This is a genomic window from Flavitalea plasmicola (genome assembly GCF_030546645.1).
Lineage (GTDB): Bacteria > Bacteroidota > Bacteroidia > Chitinophagales > Chitinophagaceae > Puia.
Window position 1 is genome coordinate 503576 of the sequence record NZ_JAUOTO010000004.1, and the last position, 18427, is coordinate 522002.

Here is an 18427-nt window from a genome sequence, read left to right on the forward strand (position 1 = left end):
CTTTTTCAACAATTATTTTGTTTATTTCCGCAAGGTAAATTACCTTTGCCGTCCCAAATAAAATTAGGTTCAGAAATGCCTACTATACAACAATTAGTAAGAAAAGGAAGAGAGATTATCCGCGCCAAGAGCAAATCCAGAGCTTTGGATGCATGTCCTCAGCGTCGTGGGGTTTGTACCCGCGTGTACACCACCACTCCCAAAAAGCCTAACTCCGCCCTGCGTAAGGTAGCCAAGGTGCGTCTTACCAACAAGGTGGAAGTCATCGCTTACATCCCGGGTGAGGGCCATAATCTCCAGGAGCACTCCATCGTACTGATCCGCGGGGGTCGTGTGAAGGATCTTCCCGGTGTACGTTACCATATTGTTCGTGGCAGCCTGGACACAGCCGGTGTGAAGGATCGTAAGAAGAGCCGTTCCAAGTATGGTACGAAGAAGGAAAAGGCCGGTGCTAAACCCGCAGCAGCCAAGGGCAAGAAATAGCCTCAAGCTGCAAGCTACAAGCTTCAAGTAAAGAACAGAGTTTTAGAATATTATCAATAAGTAATTCCATCGAAAAATGAGGAAAACGCAAGCCAAAAAATTGCCGCTGGCGCCCGATGCAAAATATAACGACAAGCTGGTGACCCGCTTTGTCAATAACCTGATGTGGCAGGGTAAGAAGAATACGGCCTATGTCATATTCTACGATGCCATGGACAGGATAGCCAAGCAAACCAATGAGGATGGATATGATATCTGGAAGAGAGCTCTTTCCAATATCACTCCTGCCGTTGAAGTACGCAGCCGTCGTATTGGTGGCGCAACTTTCCAGATCCCCTCGGAGGTTCGTCCCGACAGGAAGATCTCTTTGAGCATCAAGTGGCTCATCCGTTACAGCCGTGAAAGAAATGGCCGTAGCATGGCTGAAAAGCTGGCCAGTGAGATCATCGCGGCGAGCAAGGGTGAGGGCGGTGCTTTCAAGAAGAAAGAAGATACGCACCGTATGGCTGAGGCCAACAAGGCTTTTGCTCACTTCAAGGTTTAGTATATAAAATATTCATATATGTGAATTAAGCCCTGCCTGACCGGTGGGGCTTGTTTTTTCATCCCTCTATATCTGAAAAGTGCCTCGGGATGAAGAAACATTTAATGTTGGAGACCTTCGCTTTGCCTGGTTACGGGCAGCAGACCTATAGTCCGCTCTGTTTTGTTGCAGGTTGCGGCGGGAAATATGGAAAAATATAAGTAACTTTGCGGCCTTGAAAAGTGGGCCCTGAAGACTCCTGCTTTTTACTCGGAAAATCAACTTTTTAATAAAGAAAAATGGCAGACTTAAAATTTCAAAGAAACTTTGGTATCGCGGCTCACATTGACGCCGGGAAGACTACCACCACTGAGCGTATCTTGCGTTACACGGGTATGATCCACAAAATCGGAGAGGTACATGATGGCGCAGCTACCACTGACTGGATGGAGCAGGAAAAGGAGAGGGGTATTACCATCACTTCGGCTGCCGTAAGCTGCCAGTGGAACTTCCCTACCATAAAAGGTAAGGTCGATGCCAACACCAAAAAATACTATTTCAACATTATCGATACTCCCGGTCACGTGGATTTCACCGTAGAGGTGGAACGCAGTATGCGTGTACTGGATGGTCTGATCGCCCTGTTCTCCGCCGTCGACGGTGTGGAGCCTCAGTCCGAGACTGTATGGCGTCAGGCTAATCGCTATAAGGTGCCCCGTATCGGCTTCGTCAACAAGATGGACCGCAGCGGCGCTGACTTCCTGATGGTGGTCAACCAGGTGAGAGAGATGCTGGGAGCCAAGGCTGTTCCCCTGCAATTGCCCATTGGCGCTGAAGATGACTTCAAAGGCGTGGTGGACCTGATCAAGATGAAAGGCATCATCTGGCATATGGAAACGGAAGGCATGACCTTCGACGAGATCCCTGTTCCGGAAGACATGATCGAAGAAGCAAACGAGTGGAGAGGCAAGCTGGTGGAGGCTGTTGCCGAATACGACGATACTTTGATGGAGAAATTCTTCGAAGATCCCAACAGCATCACGGAAGATGAGATGCACGAGGCAATCCGTAAGGCTTGTATCGATCTGAGCATTGTTCCCATGATGTGTGGTTCTTCCTTCAAGAACAAAGGCGTACAGACAGCCCTGGATGCCGTCTGCCGCTATCTCCCTTCTCCCGTTGATATCGAAGATACCGTAGGTATCGACCCCAACACCGGAGAGCAGATCACCCGTAAGGCAAATGCGAAAGAGCCTTTTTCGGCACTGGCCTTCAAGATCATGACCGACCCGTTCGTAGGTCGTCTGGCCTTCTTCCGGTGTTACAGCGGTCACCTCGATGCCGGCTCCTACGTACTGAACGTACGCAGCGGCAAGAAAGAGCGTATCAGCCGTATCATGAAGATGTTTGCCAACAAGCAGAATCCCATCGACTTCATCGAAGCCGGCGATATCGGGGCTGCCGTAGGTTTTAAGGAAATCAAGACAGGTGATACGCTGTGTGATGAAGATCATCCTATCACCCTGGAAAATATGTTCATTCCCGAGCCTGTGATCGCCGTAGCCGTCGAGCCGAAGACGCAGGCGGACGTGGACAAGATGGGCATGGCCATTGCCAAGCTGGTGGAAGAAGATCCCACCCTGCGTGTCAACACGGATGAAGACACCGGTCAGACCATCCTGCGTGGTATGGGTGAGCTGCACCTGGAGATCATCATCGACCGTATGCGTCGCGAGTTTAAAGTAGAGGTCAACCAGGGTGCGCCCCAGGTGGCTTATAAGGAGGCTTTCAATACGACGATCGACCATCGTGAGGTACTGAAAAAACAAACGGGCGGTCGCGGTAAATTCGCCGACATCCAGTTTTCCATCGGACCTGCTGATGAAGAATGGCTGAAGGAGAACGAAGGCAAGTACTTCCAGTTCGTCAATGACATCTTCGGCGGATCGATTCCCAAAGAATTCATCCAGCCTATCCAGAAGGGTTTCGAAACTTCCATGACCACGGGTGTACTGGCCGGATATCCCCTGCAGAACATGAAGGTGCGGATCTTCGACGGTAGCTACCATGACGTGGATTCTGATGGTATGAGCTTCGAGCTTTGCGCCAAGAGCGGCTTCCGCGAAGCCGGCCGGAAAGCCAAGCCCATTCTCCTGGAGCCGATCATGAAAGTAGAAGTGCTGACGCCTGATCAATACATGGGTGATGTAACGGGTGACCTGAACCGTCGCCGTGGTATGCTGGAAGGCATGGACAGCCGTGCCAACCTGCAGGTGATCAAGGCCAAGGTTCCTTTGAGCGAAATGTTCGGCTATGTGACGCAGCTGCGTTCCATGAGCTCGGGTCGTGCTACTTCCACCATGGAATTCTCTCACTATGCTCCGGCTCCGAACAACGTAGCTGAGGAAGTGATCGCCAAGGTGAAGGGCAGGAAAGTAAATGCTTAATTAGCTTCTTAATAGATAGTAAACCCCGCCCAAAAGGGCGGGGTTTTATTTTTGCATTTTAAACCTTTGGTTCCTTTGAATTTCAAATGGCTATAACATTTAAAATCAGCGTATGAAATCGAATCTATTAAAACTCGCGATCATCGCGATCATGGCGACGGGCGCTTCCTTTGCAACGTCTACCGCATCGGCCCAGGTATATGTCACGGTCCGGCCGACCTATGCGCCTGTGGTGCGCCCCGTAGCTCCCAGCCCCAGGCATGTCTGGATAGAGGAAGACTGGGAATACAGGGGGGGACGTTATGTAGCAGTGGGCGGACATTGGGTGGCTCCTCCCCGTCCCGGAGCGGTGTGGATCCCCGGTCGTTGGGTACAGAGCCGCAGGGGCTGGCGTTGGATGCCCGGTCATTGGAGAAGGCGTTAACCGCATGCAGGTTAAAATAATGCATAAGGCTGGCATTGATTGCGACAATTGGACTATTTTATCATCGGTCCGATTGTCGCAATTTTTTTATGTAATTTCCGCGCTCAAAAAATACAGCATATGTCTTTTTCCGTCAGGATGTTTTTGGTTATCGGGTTATTGTTGGCAGGGGTGGGGGTTGGAGCGCAGCCGGGTTCACGCCAATTGAAATGGGCTAAAGAGGGGAATTCTTTCTACACTGAAAAGGGGGGTGATATTGTACGTATCGAGCTGCCTGCCAATAAGGAGACAGTGGTCGTGACCAGGACCGAACTGACGCCGCCTTCCGAAGGGAGGCCTGTCCAGGTGCGGAACTTCAGCTTTTCCGCAGACGGGGGGAAGATATTGATCTACACCAATACAAAAAGGGTCTGGCGCTATAATACCCGGGGGGATTACTGGGTTTATGACCTTGGGGCAAAGACTTTCAGGCAGGTGGGAAAGGACCGGCCGGCTTCATCGCTCATGTTTGCCAAATTCTCGCCCGATGGTACGAAGGTGGCTTATACCAGCGAGCATAACGTGTACGTGGAAGACCTTGCTTCGGGCGAGGCTAAATGTCTTACGGCTACGAATGGCACGCGAAAGCTTATCAATGGCACTTTTGACTGGGTATACGAGGAGGAGCTGGATTGCCGGGATGGTTTTCGCTGGAGCCCCGACAGCCGTCATATCGCCTACTGGCAGATCGACGCCAACAAGATCAGGGATTACCTGATGCTGAATACGACGGATTCCATTTATCCTTTTGCAATTCCCGTGGAATATCCCAAGGTAGGCGAGTCGCCTTCCCCCTATAAGATAGGGGTGGTGGATATCGCCGGCGGCGACACCAAATGGATGAATATACCCGGTGACCCGCAAAATACTTATCTGCCGAGGATGGAATGGGCGGCCAACAGCAGCCAGCTGATCCTGCAGCAGCTGAACCGCAAGCAGAACGAAGGCAAGATCTTCCTTGGCAATATCGCTACGGGCGAGACTTCCCTGCTATATGAGGAACATGACAGTGCCTGGATCGACTGCAAGGGCGCCTGGTCGGATGGGATCGTGGCGGGCTGGGATTGGTTGAATGGAGGCAAGGAGTTCATCTGGGTGTCCGAGAAGGACGGTTGGCGTCATATCTACCGGCTGAGCCGGGATGGGAAGAAAGAGACGCTGGTGACGAAGGGGAACTATGACATCATCAATATCGAGCAGATAGATGAGAAGGGCAATTATGTTTATTTCATGGCTTCCCCGGAAAATGCCACGCAGCAATATCTCTATCGCACCAGACTGGATGGAAAGGGTAAGCTGGAAAGGGTGACGCCGGCGGACCAGCCTGGCACCCATGAGTATGATATTGCTCCCGGAGCGCAGTATGCGCTGCATAGCTTCGGGAATGCGAATACGGAAGATGCGCAGGAGTGGGTCAGCCTTCCTTCGCATCGATCCATTGCCGCAGCGGGGCAGGGGGTGGATATCGCTGCCATGGTGAAGGCGTCGGAAAGCAAGAAAAGGGTAGAGTTCTTCCATGTCAAGACGGTGGATGGGGTGGACATGGACGGGTGGATGGTGAAACCCGACCATTTCGACAGCACGAAGAAGTATCCCGTGCTGTTCTATGTGTATGGGGAGCCTGCCGCGCAGACCGTGAAGGATGAGAGCGGCGCCGGCCTGAACTTCCTGTATGCTGGTAGCCTGGCTGCCGACGGGTATATCTACATGAGCGTGGAGAACCGGGGTACGCCGGCTCCCAAGGGGCGGACCTGGCGGAAGGCCATCTACCGGAACATTGGCCGGCTGAATATCCGTGACCAGGCGATGGCTGCCAGGGAGATCCTGAAATGGCGTTTTGTGGACACCAGCCGTGTAGCCGTATGGGGCTGGAGCGGGGGCGGGTCCAGCACGCTGAACCTCCTTTTCCAGTATCCGGATATTTACAAGACAGGGATCGCCATTGCGGCGGTGGATAACCAGCTGTGCTATGACAATATCTACCAGGAGCGCTATATGGGCATACCGCAGGAGAACCGGGAGGATTTTGTGAACGGGTCGCCTATCAACTATGCTAAAGAATTGAAAGGCAATCTTTTATACATTCATGGGACGGGGGACGACAATGTGCATTACCAGAATGCGGAGATGTTGCTGAATACGCTGATCAAGTATAATAAAGTATTCCAGTTCATGCCCTATCCCAACAGGAGCCATGGGATCTTTGAAGGGGAAGGAACCCGGAAGCATCTTTCCACATTGTATACCAGCTATTTAAGAGAGCATTGTCCGGGAGGAGGCAGGTAGCTGCGAGCTGCAAGCTGCAAGCTGCAAGAGGGTTTTGTTAGGTGTTGGAAGTTGGGGGCGTTGAAAGTTGAGAAAGTTGAAAAAAAGTTTCAATTATTTGGGCAATAAACAAAGTAATGCATACCTTTGCATCCCATTCGAAAAAATGGGATTTGGCTTATGTCTCAACGAATCAGAATCAAATTACAGTCTTACGATCACAATCTGGTGGATAAATCCGCTGAGAAGATCGTTAAAACCGTCCGTAGTACGGGCGCAGTGGTAACAGGTCCAATTCCTTTACCTACCCGTAAGAAGATCTTTACCGTGCTGCGTTCGCCCCACGTAAACAAGAAGGCTCGTGAGCAGTTCCAACTGCACACGCACAAGCGTTTGCTGGACATCTATACGTCCTCTTCCAGGACAGTGGATGCCTTGTCGAAGCTGGATCTGCCTTCCGGCGTGGATGTTGAGATCAAGGCATGACGTGTTGGTCTGATCCGTTGGGATCGGACGACAAAACAGAATTTTAAGCTCTTTATATATCCATCTGCAAACTTCCGGTACTACCGGGATAAAGCAGCGCTGGATTGTGGCCATCCCGGCATTTAATATGGGCCTTCGGCCAATGGACCTTTGGTCCATTATGGGATGATCATTAAACTCAGTAAACGCTCTGATAGCTGCGCAAGCAGTGTCAGGGTACATATGAACAAGCCATTCAGGGTTTGTTTACTGCCGGTACTTCTGTCTCACTCCGGACCTGCAACCACCATGATGGTAAAGCGCAGGCGAAGTGAGACGCAAAGAAAAGGTCGGCTGCAAACGAGGGGATTGAAGTTATAAGACCGATGCTGTAATGCCAGGGTGTGTCCATTGACCGAAAGGTTGGGCAGATCCGGCCTAAGGCCAAACAGTATGTCTTAAGCTGTCCTCATACCCGATGGCATAAATTTTTTAAAGAAATGAAAGGCATTATTGGAAAAAAAATCGGGATGACCAGCATCTTCAGTCCTGACGGCAAGCAAACAGCTTGTACGATCATTGAAGCGGGTCCCTGTGTGGTGACGCAGGTCAAGACCCAAGAGTCTGATGGTTACACTTCCCTTCAATTAGCATTCGGCGAAAAGAAAGAAAAGCACACTACAGCAGCAGAAAAAAATCACTTCGCCAAGTCCAACACTTCCCCGAAACAGTTTGTAAAAGAATTCCGCAATTATTCCATAGAAAAGAACCTTGGTGATTCTATCACCGTGGACATCTTTACCGAAGGCGAGAAAGTAGAAGTAGTAGGTACTTCGAAAGGTAAAGGTTTTCAGGGTGTCGTTAAGCGTCATGGATTCCATGGTGTGGGCGAGCAGTCTCACGGTCAGCATGACCGTCAGCGCGCTCCGGGTTCGTTGGGTAACTCTTCTGACGCCAGCCGCGTTATGAAGGGTGTCCGCATGGCCGGCCGTATGGGCGGAGACCGTGTAAAGGTGAAGAGCCTGAAAGTTGTGAAGATCTTTGCTGAAAAGAATTATATCCTGGTAAGCGGGTCGGTACCCGGCCATATTGGTTCTATCGTATTTATTCAGAAGTAACTTTTAATCGAACTACCATGCAAGCAGATGTTTTAAATATACAAGGAAAGAAGACCGGCAGAACGGTGGAGTTACCGGAAGAGATCTTTGGGATCGAGCCGAATGACCACGTGATCTACCTGGCTGTGAAGCAATACCTGGCCGCTCAGCGTCAGGGTACCCATAAAGTAAAGACCCGTCTTGAGGTGCAGGGTTCCAGCAAGAAGCTGCATCGTCAGAAAGGCACGGGCGGCAGCCGTAAGGGTAATCTCCGTAACCCTTTGTACAAGGGTGGTGGTACCATCTTCGGCCCCAAGCCCCGCGATTATGATTTCAAGCTGAATCGTAAGGTGAAGGATCTGGCCAAGATGTCGGCGCTGGCTCATAAGGCAAAGGGTAATGCCATCGTAGTAGTGGAAGACATCAAGCTGGACACTCCTAAGACGAAGCAATTCACCGAAGCGTTGAAGAGCCTGAATGTTGCCGGTAAGAAAGTGTTGTTCGTACTGCCTGATGAAGGCGAGAATCTTTTCCTCAGCCTGCGCAATGTGCCTACTGTAGAAGGCGTGCTGCTGGCGGATGTGAACACGTACGACATTGTCAATGCGGAAGTGCTGGTGCTGTCCGAGACAGCTGCCAAGGTATTTGCAGATGACACGGCTGAAGAAGTAAAATAATTGATCATTCGAAAATTTGAGATATGAAACTCTCTGAAGTTTTAGTAAAACCGATACTGACAGAAAAGGCGAACTCCCAGCAGGATAAGCTGAGAAGGTATGCTTTCCGTGTCAATCGCAAGGCCAACAAGCTCGAGATCAAGAAGGCCGTGGAAGATTTCTACGGAGTGACTGTGATCGATGTCAATACTTCCGTAGTACCGGGAAAGAACAAGACCCGCTTTACAAAGGCCGGTTATGTTCAGGGTCGCAAGCCTGCTTATAAAAAAGCGCTGGTGACCGTATCCGAAGGCGAGACCATCGACCTGTACGCTAGTATCTAAACTGATTAAATAACTATAGTTCGCGAAGCTGATAAGTTCGCAATAAAAGAAAAGAAATGGCACTGAAAAAATACAAACCGATGACCGCCGGCACCCGCTGGAGAATCGGGAATGCTTATGCCGAGATAACTTCTGACACGCCGGAAAAGTCATTGCTGGAAAAGGTAAAGTCTACTGCAGGAAGGAACGTTCAGGGCAGGAGAGCGATGCGGTATATGGGCGGCGGTCACAAAAAGATGTATCGTATCATCGATTTCAAGAGAAGCAAGAAGGAAGTCCCCGGTACAGTCGCCTCTATCGAATATGATCCGTACCGTACGGCCTTTATCGCCCTGCTGCATTATACAGATGGTGAGAAACGATATATCCTGGCTCCTCAGGGCCTGCAGGTCGGAGCGACCGTATTGTCTGGTGACACCGTGGCTCCCGAAGTAGGAAATGCGCTTCAGATGAAGAACATGCCTTTGGGTACGAATGTACACAACATTGAAATGCAGCCTGGTCAGGGTGGCAAGCTGGTGCGCAGCGCCGGTACTTCCGCTCAGCTGACCAATAAGGAAGAGAAATATGCCGTGCTGAAGATGCCCAGCGGCGAATTGAGAAAGGTGTTGATCAATTGTTATGCTACCGTAGGGGTCGTATCCAACAGCGACCATTCCCTGCAGAGCATGGGTAAAGCCGGCCGGAACAGGTGGAGAGGCATCAAGCCGAGGAACCGTGGTGTGGCGATGAACCCTGTAGATCACCCGATGGGTGGTGGTGAAGGTAAGGCCTCCGGTGGTCAGCCTCGCAGCAGGAACGGACAATACTCCCGCGGTCTGAAGACCCGTCAGAAGGGTAAGGGCAGCGACAAGCTGATCATCCAGCGCAAAAACGGTAAAAAATTAGCGAAATAATTTAAATAGTAATTATGGCTCGTTCAATTAAAAAAGGTCCTTACGTAGACGCGAATCTTGAAGACAAGATCCTGGCCATCAATGATGGCACGGCTAAGAAAGGGGTTATCAAGACCTGGAGCCGTCGTAGCACGATCACTCCGGACTTCGTAGGCCACACACTGGCTGTACACAACGGTAATAAATTCATTCCCGTGTATGTAACGGAGTTCATGGTAGGTCACAAGCTGGGAGAGTTTGCCCCTACCCGTAACTTCAAAGGACACTCATCTAAAAAGATCGCCTAAAATAGTTTGCGGGTACTAACCGCAGACCATAAATAGAAAATATGGAAGCAGTAGCCAAATTGAGAAATAACCCGACGTCGCCCCGTAAGATGCGTTTACTGGCCGATGAGATCCGCGGTCTGAATGTTGAGAAAGCGCTGGCTTTACTCGAGCATCATCCTCAGCATTCCTCCACACCGCTGCATAAGCTGTTGTGGTCTGCCGTAAAGAACTGGGAACAGAAGAATGAAGGAAAGAGCGCGGCCGATGCCAGCCTGATCGTCAAGACCGTATTCGTGGACGGCGGCAGGACGTTGAAGCGTATGCGTCCGGCTCCTCAGGGTCGTGGTTACCGTGTTCGCAAGCGCAGCAATCACGTAACGATCATCGTGGATTCAAAAATAAATTGATAAAACTTATTAAACGATAATATGGGTCAGAAAACAAATCCTATCGGGGCCAGGTTAGGGATCATTCGTGGTTGGGAATCCAACTGGTACGGCAGCAAGAAAGATTATGCTACCAAGTTGATCGAGGACAACAAGATCAGAACCTACCTGAACGCCCGTATCAATAAGGGTGGGATTGCGAAGATCGTTATCGAGCGTACGCTGAATAAGCTGATCGTGACGATACACACTTCCAAGCCTGGTATCATCATCGGCAAAGGCGGTGGTGAAGTAGACCGTATCAAGGAAGAGCTGAAGAAGCTCACCGGCAAGGATGATGTCCAGATCAATATCCTGGAGATCCGTCGTCCTGAGCTGGATGCCAATATCGTGGGGGACACCATTGCCCGCCAGATAGAGAATCGTATCAACTACAAGCGCGCCATTAAGATGGCCATTGCTTCTGCTCTCCGCATGGGTGCCGAAGGTATCAAGATAAAGGTAGCCGGCCGTTTGGGTGGCGCTGAGATCGCCCGTACCGAGGAGATCAAGCAGGGAAGGACGCCGCTGCATACGCTCCGTATGGACATTGATTATGCGAATGTATTTGCGCTGACCGTATATGGAAAGATCGGTATTAAAGTATGGATCTGTAAAGGTGAGGTACTGGCTAAGAGGGATCTGAATCCGAATTTCGTCGGAGGCAAGACCGATGTCAGCGACAGAAGGGAAAGAAGGGAAGGTGAGCATGGTCATGGTGGTGGTCATCGTGACGACCGCAGAGGTGGTGGAGACCGTGATCGCAGGGGCGGCGGCGCCGGTGGAGATCGCAGAGGCGGCGGTGGTGGAAGAGGCGGAAGGCATTAATAATTGAGGACATTAACAACTGAGATAAATCTCGAAAATAATTCAAGATGTTACAACCCAAAAGAACAAAGCATAGGAAAGCACAGAAAGGTCGCATTCGTGAGACTGCTAAAAGAGGTGATACTATTTCCTTTGGTTCGTATGCTTTGAAATCGCTGGAAGCGATCTGGCTGACCAATCGCCAACTGGAAGCTGCCCGTCAGGCCCTGACGCGTGCGATGAAGCGTGAAGGGAATGTATGGATCCGTGTTTTCCCCGACAAGCCTATTACCAAGAAGCCGTTGGAAGTGCGTATGGGTAAAGGTAAGGGTAACCCTGAATACTGGGCTGCGGTGGTGGAGCCGGGACGTATCCTTTTCGAAGCCGACGGTGTTCCCCTGGCTGTAGCGAAGGAAGCATTGGAACTGGCTGCACAGAAGCTGCCGATCAAGACGAAGTTCATCGTGCGCCGGGACGTCGTAGCCTAGCCGACCAAATGTCGGCTGCCCGAAGGGCCGACATAAGATCGGGAGGACCGAAGGTCCGCGTGAGTTGGGCCTCGCAAGCGAGGCGAAGTAAAACAAGAACAGTAAAAAGTTTATAAAATGTCAAAGAGAATCGATTTTGTAAATAGCCTGAAGGACCTGAATGAAGCGGATCTGAAAGCCCGTATCCAGGAAGATGAGCTGCGGTTGAAGAAGCTGGAGTTCGCGCATGCCATCTCTCCGCTGGAAAACCCGATGAGCATTCGCTCTTTGAGAAAGGACGTAGCCCGGCTGAAGACTGCCCTTGGCCAGAAGAAAACTGTCAAGGCGTAAAACACAAATAACTGTCCTTCGGACAACGAACCGAAGGTTCGTTTTGATAAAATGATCCCGTCCTTAAGGGCCGCGGGACCGTCAAAAAAGCAAAAAAGCAAAAACAATGGTTGAAAGAAATTTGCGCAAAACAAGGATCGGGGTGGTGAAGAGCAATAAGATGGATAAGACCATCACAGTAGCTGTTGAAAGGAAAGTGAAGCACCCTATCTATGGTAAGTTCGTAAAAAAGACTACCAGCTTCCACGCTCATGATGAAAAGAATGAGTGCACCATCGGGGACATCGTAAGGATCATGGAGTCCCGTCCGCTGAGCAAGACTAAGCGGTGGCGCCTGGTGGAAGTCGTAGAGAAAGCGAAATAGTTATACAGCTGCAAGCTACAAGCTCCAAGCCACAAGTTTGAGCGGGTAGATACAAAGCAGTTAAGATTTAATAAATTGATTCAGGCTTGCAGCTTGCAGCTTGAAACTAAAAGCTAAAAAAATGATTCAGCAAGAAAGCAGACTAAATGTAGCTGATAACAGTGGTGCCAAGGAAGTATTATGCATCCGGGTACTGGGCAATAGTGGACAGGACTATGCCGGCATCGGCGATAAGATCGTTGTCACTGTAAAAGATGCATTGCCTTCAGGTGGAATTAAGAAGGGCACTGTCGCCAAAGCGGTGATCGTCCGTACCAAGAAAAAATTACGTCGTAAGGACGGCAGCTATATCAGCTTTGATGACAATGCGGTGGTATTGCTGAATACGTCCGATGAGCCCCGCGGCACACGTATTTTCGGACCTGTAGCAAGGGAGCTGCGTGACAAGGGATATATGAAGATCATCTCCCTGGCGCCTGAAGTACTTTAAACAGCTACAAGCTGCAAGCCTCAAGCCACAAGTGAGGGGCCGCAGTCAATTATAAAGTTAATATTCAAGCTTGCAGCTTGCAGCTTGAAGCTAAAAGCTAAAAAATGAGCAACAGATTCAAACCCAAGTTTAATATCAAGAAAGGTGACAACGTAGTCGTTATCACCGGAGACGATAAGGACCCGAAAAAGGCCCGTAAGGTCCTGGAAGTTTTCCCGGACGAAGCCAAGGTCCTGGTCGAAGGGGTGAACATCGTTACCAAGCACACCAAGCCTTCTGCGCAGAACACCAAGGGTGGCATTGTAAAGAAGGAAGCTCCCATCCACATCTCCAACGTGCTGTTGTGGGATGCCAAGAGCGGTGGCGCTACCAAGGTCAAGCGTTCCAGGGAGAACGGAAAATTAGTTCGTGTTTCTAAAAAATCAGGGGAGGTTATCAAATGAGTACTGCAAAATACACTCCGCGTCTGGCAGACAAGTACAAGAAAGAAGTTGTACCTGCCCTCATGAAGAAGTTCGGCTATGGCAGCATCATGCAGGCGCCGAAACTTGAAAAAATTTGTCTTAACCGTGGCGTCAATGGCGCTGTAACGGACAAGAAGCTGGTGGAAGTAGCTGTGGACGAGCTGACGCTGATCACCGGTCAGAAAGCCGTCACCACCCAGTCGAAGAAGGACATCTCCAACTTCAAACTGCGTAAGAACATGCCTATCGGAGCGCGTGTGACCCTTCGCGGAGAGAAGATGTATGAGTTCCTGGACCGTCTGGTATCCACCGCCCTGCCCCGTGTAAGGGACTTCAAGGGTGTGAACGAGAAATCTTTCGACGGCCGTGGCAACTATACTTTAGGTATCACCGAGCAGATCATCTTCCCCGAGGTAGACATCGACAAGGTGAACAAGATTACCGGTATGGACATCACTTTCGTGACCACTGCCGGCACCAATGAAGAGGCATATGAGCTGCTGAAAGAGCTGGGCATGCCTTTCCGTAACATCAGAAAAGACTAAAACTTTTAAAACGTTATAAAACATGGCTAAAGAGTCAGTAAAGGCTAGACAAAGAAAAAGGGAAGCGCTGGCAGCTAAGTATGCTGAGAAGCGCGCCGCTTTAAAAGCCGCCGGCGATTACAAGGCACTGGATCTCCTTCCGAGGAATGCTTCCCCGGTGAGGTTGAAGAATCGTTGCCAGTTGACGGGCCGCCCCAGGGGTTATATCCGGTATTTCGGGATCTCCAGGGTGATCTTCCGCGACATGGCGCTCCAGGGCAAGATCCCGGGTGTGAAGAAGGCAAGCTGGTAGATTCCGGCTAGATATCATTGGATATCGCATTGTAAAAAAATTTTTTGAAAACGTATAATTGAATATAAACAATGGTTACTGATCCAATAGCAGACTTTCTGACAAGAATCCGTAATGCGCAGATGGCGAATCACCGTATCGTGGAGATACCTGCTTCCAACCTGAAGAAGCGTATGACCGAGATCCTTTACGACAAGGGCTATATCCTGAAATATAAGTTCGAGGACGACAGCAAGCAAGGCGTGATCAAGATCGCTTTGAAGTATGATCCTTCCACGAAAGAGCCGGCGATCAAATCCCTTGAGAGGATCAGCCGTCCGGGTCTGCGTACGTATGCCAGCCCTTCCGAGTTCAAGCGTGTAAAGAACGGTCTGGGTGTAGCGATCATCTCCACTTCCAAAGGGGTGATGACAGACAAGGAAGCAAAGCTGCAGAATGTAGGCGGAGAAGTTCTTTGCTACGTATATTAGTCGACAAACGGCGCCTGGCACATTAAGCCCGTCCTATACAGGCTGACCGGCCGGCGACCGAAACAATAATAAATAACTACAAAGTATAATACTATGTCTCGTATAGGTAAAAAGCCGGTGGTCCTTCCCAAAGGTGTGACTGTGACCGTAGGAACGGATAATGTCCTGGTAGTAAAAGGTCCCAAAGGGGAATTGAAGCAGGAAATCGATCGTGATATCAAGATCGACGTAAAAGAAGGAGAGATCGAATTTGTCCGCCCTACCGACCAGATCCGTCACCGTGCCCTGCATGGTCTCTATCGTAGCCTTGCCGCCAATATGGTGAAGGGCGTAACTGATGGATATAAGAGGCAGCTGGAACTGATCGGTGTAGGTTTCAAGGCTTCCAACCAGGGCAATATCCTGGACCTGGCCCTTGGATACTCCCACAACATCATTTTCGAGATCCCCAAGGAGCTGAAACTGGCTACCTCCCAGGAGAAAGGTGAAAACCCCAAGATTACCCTGGAAGGTGTTGACAAGCAGCTGATCGGACAGGTGGCCGCCAAGATCCGCGGTTTGCGTAAGCCTGAGCCGTACAAAGGAAAGGGTGTGCGTTATGTGGGTGAAGTTGTTCGCAAGAAGGCTGGTAAGGCTGCTGGCAAGTAATCATCAGCTGCGAGCTGCAAGCTGCAAGCTACAAGCTGCAAGCAAGGTTTAAATTAAGAGTAACAAGGTCCTGGCTGGAATCAGGGCTGCTAAATAAATAACAATGGCTACGAAATTAGAAAGAAGACAAAAGATCAGGTTTGGCATCCGTAAGAAGGTTATCGGAACCTCTCAGAAGCCGAGGTTGTCGGTGTTCAGGAGCAATAGCGACATCTATGCACAGCTGATCGACGACAGCGAAGGCAAGACGCTGGCTGCCGCCTCTTCCAGGGACAAGGACATCGCCGCTCAGAAACTTCCGAAAGTGGAAAAAAGCAAGTTGGTAGGCCAGGCAATCGCCCGGAAAGCCAGCGAGCTGGGTCTGAAAGACGTTACTTTCGATCGTGGCGGCAACCTGTATCACGGCCGTGTAAAAGCCGTGGCAGAAGGCGCCCGCGAAGGCGGTCTGGTTTTTTAATAAAATACATAAACACAGCATTCGTAAATAACTACAATGGCAAAAGTAATCTTAAACAGAGTTAAAGCCGGCGATCTGGAACTGAAGGAAAAGGTGGTTGCGATCAATCGCGTGGTAAAGACAACCAAGGGTGGCCGTGCATTCAGCTTCTCTGCATTGGTGGTAGTCGGTAACGAGAATGGCGTTGTCGGCCATGGTCTGGGTAAGGCCAAGGAAGTACAGGAAGCTATCACCAAGGGTATCGAAGATGCGAAGAAGAACCTGATCAAGGTGCCTGTGATGCATGGAACCATTCCTCATGATCAGCTGGCCAAGGAAGGCGCCGCCAAGGTATTGATCAAGCCTGCCGCTCATGGTACGGGTGTGATCGCCGGAGGCAGCATGCGTGCTGTACTGGAGAGCGCCGGTGTAACGGACGTATTGGCCAAGTCTTTGGGTAGCGCTAACCCGCATAACGTGGTGAAAGCCACCTTCAGGGCATTGGCGTTGTTGAGAGAGCCCATCAATGTATCGAGGACGCGTCATATTTCATTAAAGAAAGTTTTCAACGGGTAATGCCGGGGGAGCACAAATAATACAGCTATGGCAAAGATCAGGATAACACAAGTTAAGAGCGGCATCGACCGGCCCGAGCGTCAGAAACTGACCTTGAAAGCGCTTGGTCTCAACAAGATGCATGCCACTAAAGAAGTGGAAGCTACTCCGCAGATACTGGGTATGGTCCGTAAAGTGGAGCACCTGGTGACCGTGGTAGAGGTGAAATAATTATTCATTTAAAAAGCGAGGGGAGACAACCCCGAACGAGTAAAAATCAACAGTCATGAACTTACACACGATCAGGCCCGCCAAAGGAGCCACACATAAGCAAAAACGTTTAGGCCGCGGTGAAGCTTCCGGTAAAGGCGGAACTTCTACAAAAGGTAACAAAGGTGGACAGAGCCGTGCTGGTTATCAACGCAAAATGGCGCATGAAGGCGGCCAGATGCCGATCCAGAGAAGGCTTCCCAAACGCGGATTCCACAATATCCACCGGGTGGAATACAAAGTGTTCAACCTGGGCCAGATAGACCAGCTGGCGGAAAAGTACGGTATCTCTGAATTCTCTCCTGAGAACTTGTATATCAACGGATTAATCGCTCAGAACGACCTGGTTAAGGTGCTCGGCAATGGCGAGCTGAAAGCTAAATTGACCTTCAAGGTCAACGCGGTCAGCGAAAAGGCCAAAGCTGCCATTGAAGGAGCCGGCGGGACGATAGAAATTCTGAAGTAATTTTTATGTAACTTGCATAGACGCATCTGCCATGCGTCTTTTTTGCATTGCTCAGAGAACCCAAAAATTAGATTGTTCCGTGAAGAAACTTATTCAAACGCTTAAAAATATCTGGAGCATCGACGATCTCAAGTCAAAGATCATCGTCACGCTGTCCCTGATATTCGTATACCGCTTCGGGACTTACATTGTGCTGCCCGGTATCGACCCCAACAAACTCAGCGCACTCAGCGGCGCCAAGAACGGAGCGCTAGGGCTGATCGACGCCTTTTCCGGCGGCGCCTTCTCCCAGGCTTCCATTCTCGCCCTTGGTATCATGCCTTATATCTCTGCCTCCATCTTCATGCAGCTGATGACCATCCTCATCCCGCAGATGCAGAAAGTGCAGAAGGAAGGCGCCAGCGGACAGAAGAAGATCAATCAATGGACCCGCTATCTGACAGTGATCGTCACTTTCGTACAGGCGTATGCATATGTCACCTACCTGAAAGGGTTGGGTAAGGACGCCATCATAGATTCTTTCAGCGCCTATTTCTGGCTGACCACTCCCATCGTGCTGACAGCAGGCACCCTGTTCGTCATGTGGCTGGGTGAGAAGATAACGGATAAAGGTCTCGGCAACGGTACCTCTCTCATTATCATGGTGGGTATCCTTGCACGTCTGCCCCGCAGCATCCATGATGAATGGAATGCCAAATTTGCGGAAGGCACCGGCGGCATCCTGAAGTTCGTCATCGAATGCAGCGTGCTGGTGGCTATCATCATGGGCCTTATCATCCTTATCCAGGGTGTACGTAAGGTACCTGTAAACTACGCCAAGCAGATCGTGGGCAACCGCCAGTTCGGAGGCGCCCGCCAGTTCCTCCCCCTGAAAGTGAACAGCGCAGGTGTTATGCCGATCATTTTCGCGCAGGCCATCATGTTCCTGCCGACAATATTCGCCAACTTCGAAACCACCAAGGGTATCGCTAAGGTGTTCTCGGATCCCCGGGACTTCGTCCATATGATCATCTACGCGGTGATCGTTATCGGGTTTACGTTCCTTTACACCGCGCTTATCTTTAATCCCAAGCAGATAGCTGAAGATCTGAAACGCAATAATGGCTTTATCCCTGGTGTTAAACCGGGTCAGCCTACGGCGGATTATATCGGTGCTGTCATGGATAAGATCACGCTGCCCGGCGCATTTCTGCTGGCCGTGGTCGGTATCCTGCCTGGCTTTGCCCAGCGTCTGGGTATCACACAGGGCTTTTCTTCCTTCTTCGGCGGCACATCCCTGCTGATCATGGTGGGTGTCATTCTCGACTCTCTCCAGCAGATTGAAACGCAGCTGCTGATGCGCCAGTACGATGGCCTGATGAAGAGCGGAAGGATCCAGGGACGGCAGTCATCGGTATCGAGCGCTGTGATATAACGATAGAACGAAATTTTTATAGGCAAACCTGTCCAGGCCAACGCTGGACAGGTTT

The 18427-nt window shown here is 50.4% G+C and carries 27 protein-coding genes; all 27 read left to right on the forward strand.

Annotated features, from left to right (window positions below; genetic code table 11):
- The first annotated feature begins 75 nt into the window (after positions 1 to 75).
- Complete coding sequence (gene rpsL / locus Q4E93_RS16240; RefSeq protein WP_303586934.1) at positions 76 to 483, forward strand: 30S ribosomal protein S12; 408 nt, start codon at positions 76 to 78, stop codon at positions 481 to 483.
- 76 nt (positions 484 to 559) lie between these two features.
- Complete coding sequence (rpsG, locus tag Q4E93_RS16245; RefSeq protein WP_303586936.1) at positions 560 to 1027, forward strand: 30S ribosomal protein S7; 468 nt, start codon at positions 560 to 562, stop codon at positions 1025 to 1027.
- Between the two features lie 278 nt (positions 1028 to 1305).
- Positions 1306 to 3453: an elongation factor G gene (gene fusA / locus Q4E93_RS16250; RefSeq protein ID WP_303586938.1), complete on the forward strand. Its 2148-nt coding sequence runs from the start codon at positions 1306 to 1308 to the stop codon at positions 3451 to 3453.
- Between the two features lie 112 nt (positions 3454 to 3565).
- Entirely contained in the window at positions 3566 to 3877 is a 312-nt protein-coding gene (locus tag Q4E93_RS16255) for a hypothetical protein (protein WP_303586940.1), read from the forward strand.
- A 120-nt stretch (positions 3878 to 3997) separates the two neighbouring features.
- The gene (locus tag Q4E93_RS16260; protein ID WP_303586942.1) at positions 3998 to 6202 is read left to right on the forward strand and encodes a S9 family peptidase; all 2205 of its coding nucleotides are present in this window, start codon (positions 3998 to 4000) and stop codon (positions 6200 to 6202) included.
- 159 nt (positions 6203 to 6361) lie between these two features.
- On the forward strand, positions 6362 to 6667 hold the full coding sequence (gene rpsJ / locus Q4E93_RS16265; RefSeq protein WP_188938226.1) for a 30S ribosomal protein S10: 306 nt from the start codon (positions 6362 to 6364) through the stop codon (positions 6665 to 6667).
- A 479-nt stretch (positions 6668 to 7146) separates the two neighbouring features.
- Positions 7147 to 7764 (forward strand): 50S ribosomal protein L3, encoded by a 618-nt coding sequence (rplC, locus tag Q4E93_RS16270; RefSeq protein WP_303586948.1) that lies wholly within the window; start codon positions 7147 to 7149, stop codon positions 7762 to 7764.
- Positions 7765 to 7781: 17 nt separating this feature from the next.
- Positions 7782 to 8420 (forward strand): 50S ribosomal protein L4, encoded by a 639-nt coding sequence (rplD, locus tag Q4E93_RS16275; RefSeq protein ID WP_303586950.1) that lies wholly within the window; start codon positions 7782 to 7784, stop codon positions 8418 to 8420.
- Positions 8421 to 8443: 23 nt separating this feature from the next.
- Positions 8444 to 8743: a 50S ribosomal protein L23 gene (rplW, locus tag Q4E93_RS16280; protein ID WP_303586951.1), complete on the forward strand. Its 300-nt coding sequence runs from the start codon at positions 8444 to 8446 to the stop codon at positions 8741 to 8743.
- 56 nt (positions 8744 to 8799) lie between these two features.
- A complete protein-coding gene (rplB, locus tag Q4E93_RS16285; protein WP_303586953.1) occupies positions 8800 to 9639 on the forward strand; it encodes a 50S ribosomal protein L2 in 840 nt (279 codons plus the stop codon).
- A 14-nt stretch (positions 9640 to 9653) separates the two neighbouring features.
- Positions 9654 to 9926, forward strand: a complete 273-nt coding sequence (rpsS, locus tag Q4E93_RS16290) for a 30S ribosomal protein S19 (RefSeq protein WP_303586955.1) — start codon at positions 9654 to 9656, stop codon at positions 9924 to 9926.
- 41 nt (positions 9927 to 9967) lie between these two features.
- A complete protein-coding gene (gene rplV, locus Q4E93_RS16295) occupies positions 9968 to 10315 on the forward strand; it encodes a 50S ribosomal protein L22 (RefSeq protein WP_303586957.1) in 348 nt (115 codons plus the stop codon).
- A 21-nt stretch (positions 10316 to 10336) separates the two neighbouring features.
- Positions 10337 to 11161, forward strand: coding sequence for a 30S ribosomal protein S3 (gene rpsC, locus Q4E93_RS16300; RefSeq protein WP_317505168.1), 825 nt, complete (start codon positions 10337 to 10339; stop codon positions 11159 to 11161).
- A gap of 47 nt (positions 11162 to 11208) precedes the next feature.
- Positions 11209 to 11628, forward strand: a complete 420-nt coding sequence (rplP, locus tag Q4E93_RS16305; RefSeq protein ID WP_303586959.1) for a 50S ribosomal protein L16 — start codon at positions 11209 to 11211, stop codon at positions 11626 to 11628.
- A gap of 117 nt (positions 11629 to 11745) precedes the next feature.
- The gene (gene rpmC, locus Q4E93_RS16310; RefSeq protein ID WP_303586961.1) at positions 11746 to 11958 is read left to right on the forward strand and encodes a 50S ribosomal protein L29; all 213 of its coding nucleotides are present in this window, start codon (positions 11746 to 11748) and stop codon (positions 11956 to 11958) included.
- A 106-nt stretch (positions 11959 to 12064) separates the two neighbouring features.
- Positions 12065 to 12322, forward strand: a complete 258-nt coding sequence (rpsQ, locus tag Q4E93_RS16315) for a 30S ribosomal protein S17 (protein ID WP_303586963.1) — start codon at positions 12065 to 12067, stop codon at positions 12320 to 12322.
- A 121-nt stretch (positions 12323 to 12443) separates the two neighbouring features.
- Positions 12444 to 12812, forward strand: a complete 369-nt coding sequence (rplN, locus tag Q4E93_RS16320; protein WP_303586965.1) for a 50S ribosomal protein L14 — start codon at positions 12444 to 12446, stop codon at positions 12810 to 12812.
- A 104-nt stretch (positions 12813 to 12916) separates the two neighbouring features.
- Positions 12917 to 13255 carry a 50S ribosomal protein L24 gene (gene rplX / locus Q4E93_RS16325; protein WP_303586967.1) on the forward strand — a complete coding sequence of 113 codons (339 nt, stop codon included), beginning with the start codon at positions 12917 to 12919 and terminating at the stop codon, positions 13253 to 13255.
- Complete coding sequence (rplE, locus tag Q4E93_RS16330) at positions 13252 to 13821, forward strand: 50S ribosomal protein L5 (protein WP_303586968.1); 570 nt, start codon at positions 13252 to 13254, stop codon at positions 13819 to 13821. Before rplX ends, rplE begins: the two co-directional genes overlap by 4 nt.
- Before the next feature lie 22 nt (positions 13822 to 13843).
- Positions 13844 to 14113: a 30S ribosomal protein S14 gene (gene rpsN, locus Q4E93_RS16335; protein WP_303586970.1), complete on the forward strand. Its 270-nt coding sequence runs from the start codon at positions 13844 to 13846 to the stop codon at positions 14111 to 14113.
- A 71-nt stretch (positions 14114 to 14184) separates the two neighbouring features.
- Positions 14185 to 14583 carry a 30S ribosomal protein S8 gene (rpsH, locus tag Q4E93_RS16340; RefSeq protein WP_303586972.1) on the forward strand — a complete coding sequence of 133 codons (399 nt, stop codon included), beginning with the start codon at positions 14185 to 14187 and terminating at the stop codon, positions 14581 to 14583.
- A 93-nt stretch (positions 14584 to 14676) separates the two neighbouring features.
- The gene (gene rplF / locus Q4E93_RS16345) at positions 14677 to 15231 is read left to right on the forward strand and encodes a 50S ribosomal protein L6 (RefSeq protein ID WP_303586973.1); all 555 of its coding nucleotides are present in this window, start codon (positions 14677 to 14679) and stop codon (positions 15229 to 15231) included.
- A 103-nt stretch (positions 15232 to 15334) separates the two neighbouring features.
- Positions 15335 to 15688, forward strand: coding sequence for a 50S ribosomal protein L18 (rplR, locus tag Q4E93_RS16350; protein WP_303586974.1), 354 nt, complete (start codon positions 15335 to 15337; stop codon positions 15686 to 15688).
- A 36-nt stretch (positions 15689 to 15724) separates the two neighbouring features.
- On the forward strand, positions 15725 to 16243 hold the full coding sequence (gene rpsE, locus Q4E93_RS16355; protein WP_303586976.1) for a 30S ribosomal protein S5: 519 nt from the start codon (positions 15725 to 15727) through the stop codon (positions 16241 to 16243).
- Positions 16244 to 16270: 27 nt separating this feature from the next.
- A complete protein-coding gene (rpmD, locus tag Q4E93_RS16360) occupies positions 16271 to 16453 on the forward strand; it encodes a 50S ribosomal protein L30 (protein ID WP_303586978.1) in 183 nt (60 codons plus the stop codon).
- A 55-nt stretch (positions 16454 to 16508) separates the two neighbouring features.
- Entirely contained in the window at positions 16509 to 16958 is a 450-nt protein-coding gene (gene rplO / locus Q4E93_RS16365) for a 50S ribosomal protein L15 (RefSeq protein WP_303586979.1), read from the forward strand.
- A 79-nt stretch (positions 16959 to 17037) separates the two neighbouring features.
- Positions 17038 to 18372 carry a preprotein translocase subunit SecY gene (gene secY, locus Q4E93_RS16370; protein WP_303586981.1) on the forward strand — a complete coding sequence of 445 codons (1335 nt, stop codon included), beginning with the start codon at positions 17038 to 17040 and terminating at the stop codon, positions 18370 to 18372.
- Positions 18373 to 18427 lie beyond the last annotated feature (55 nt).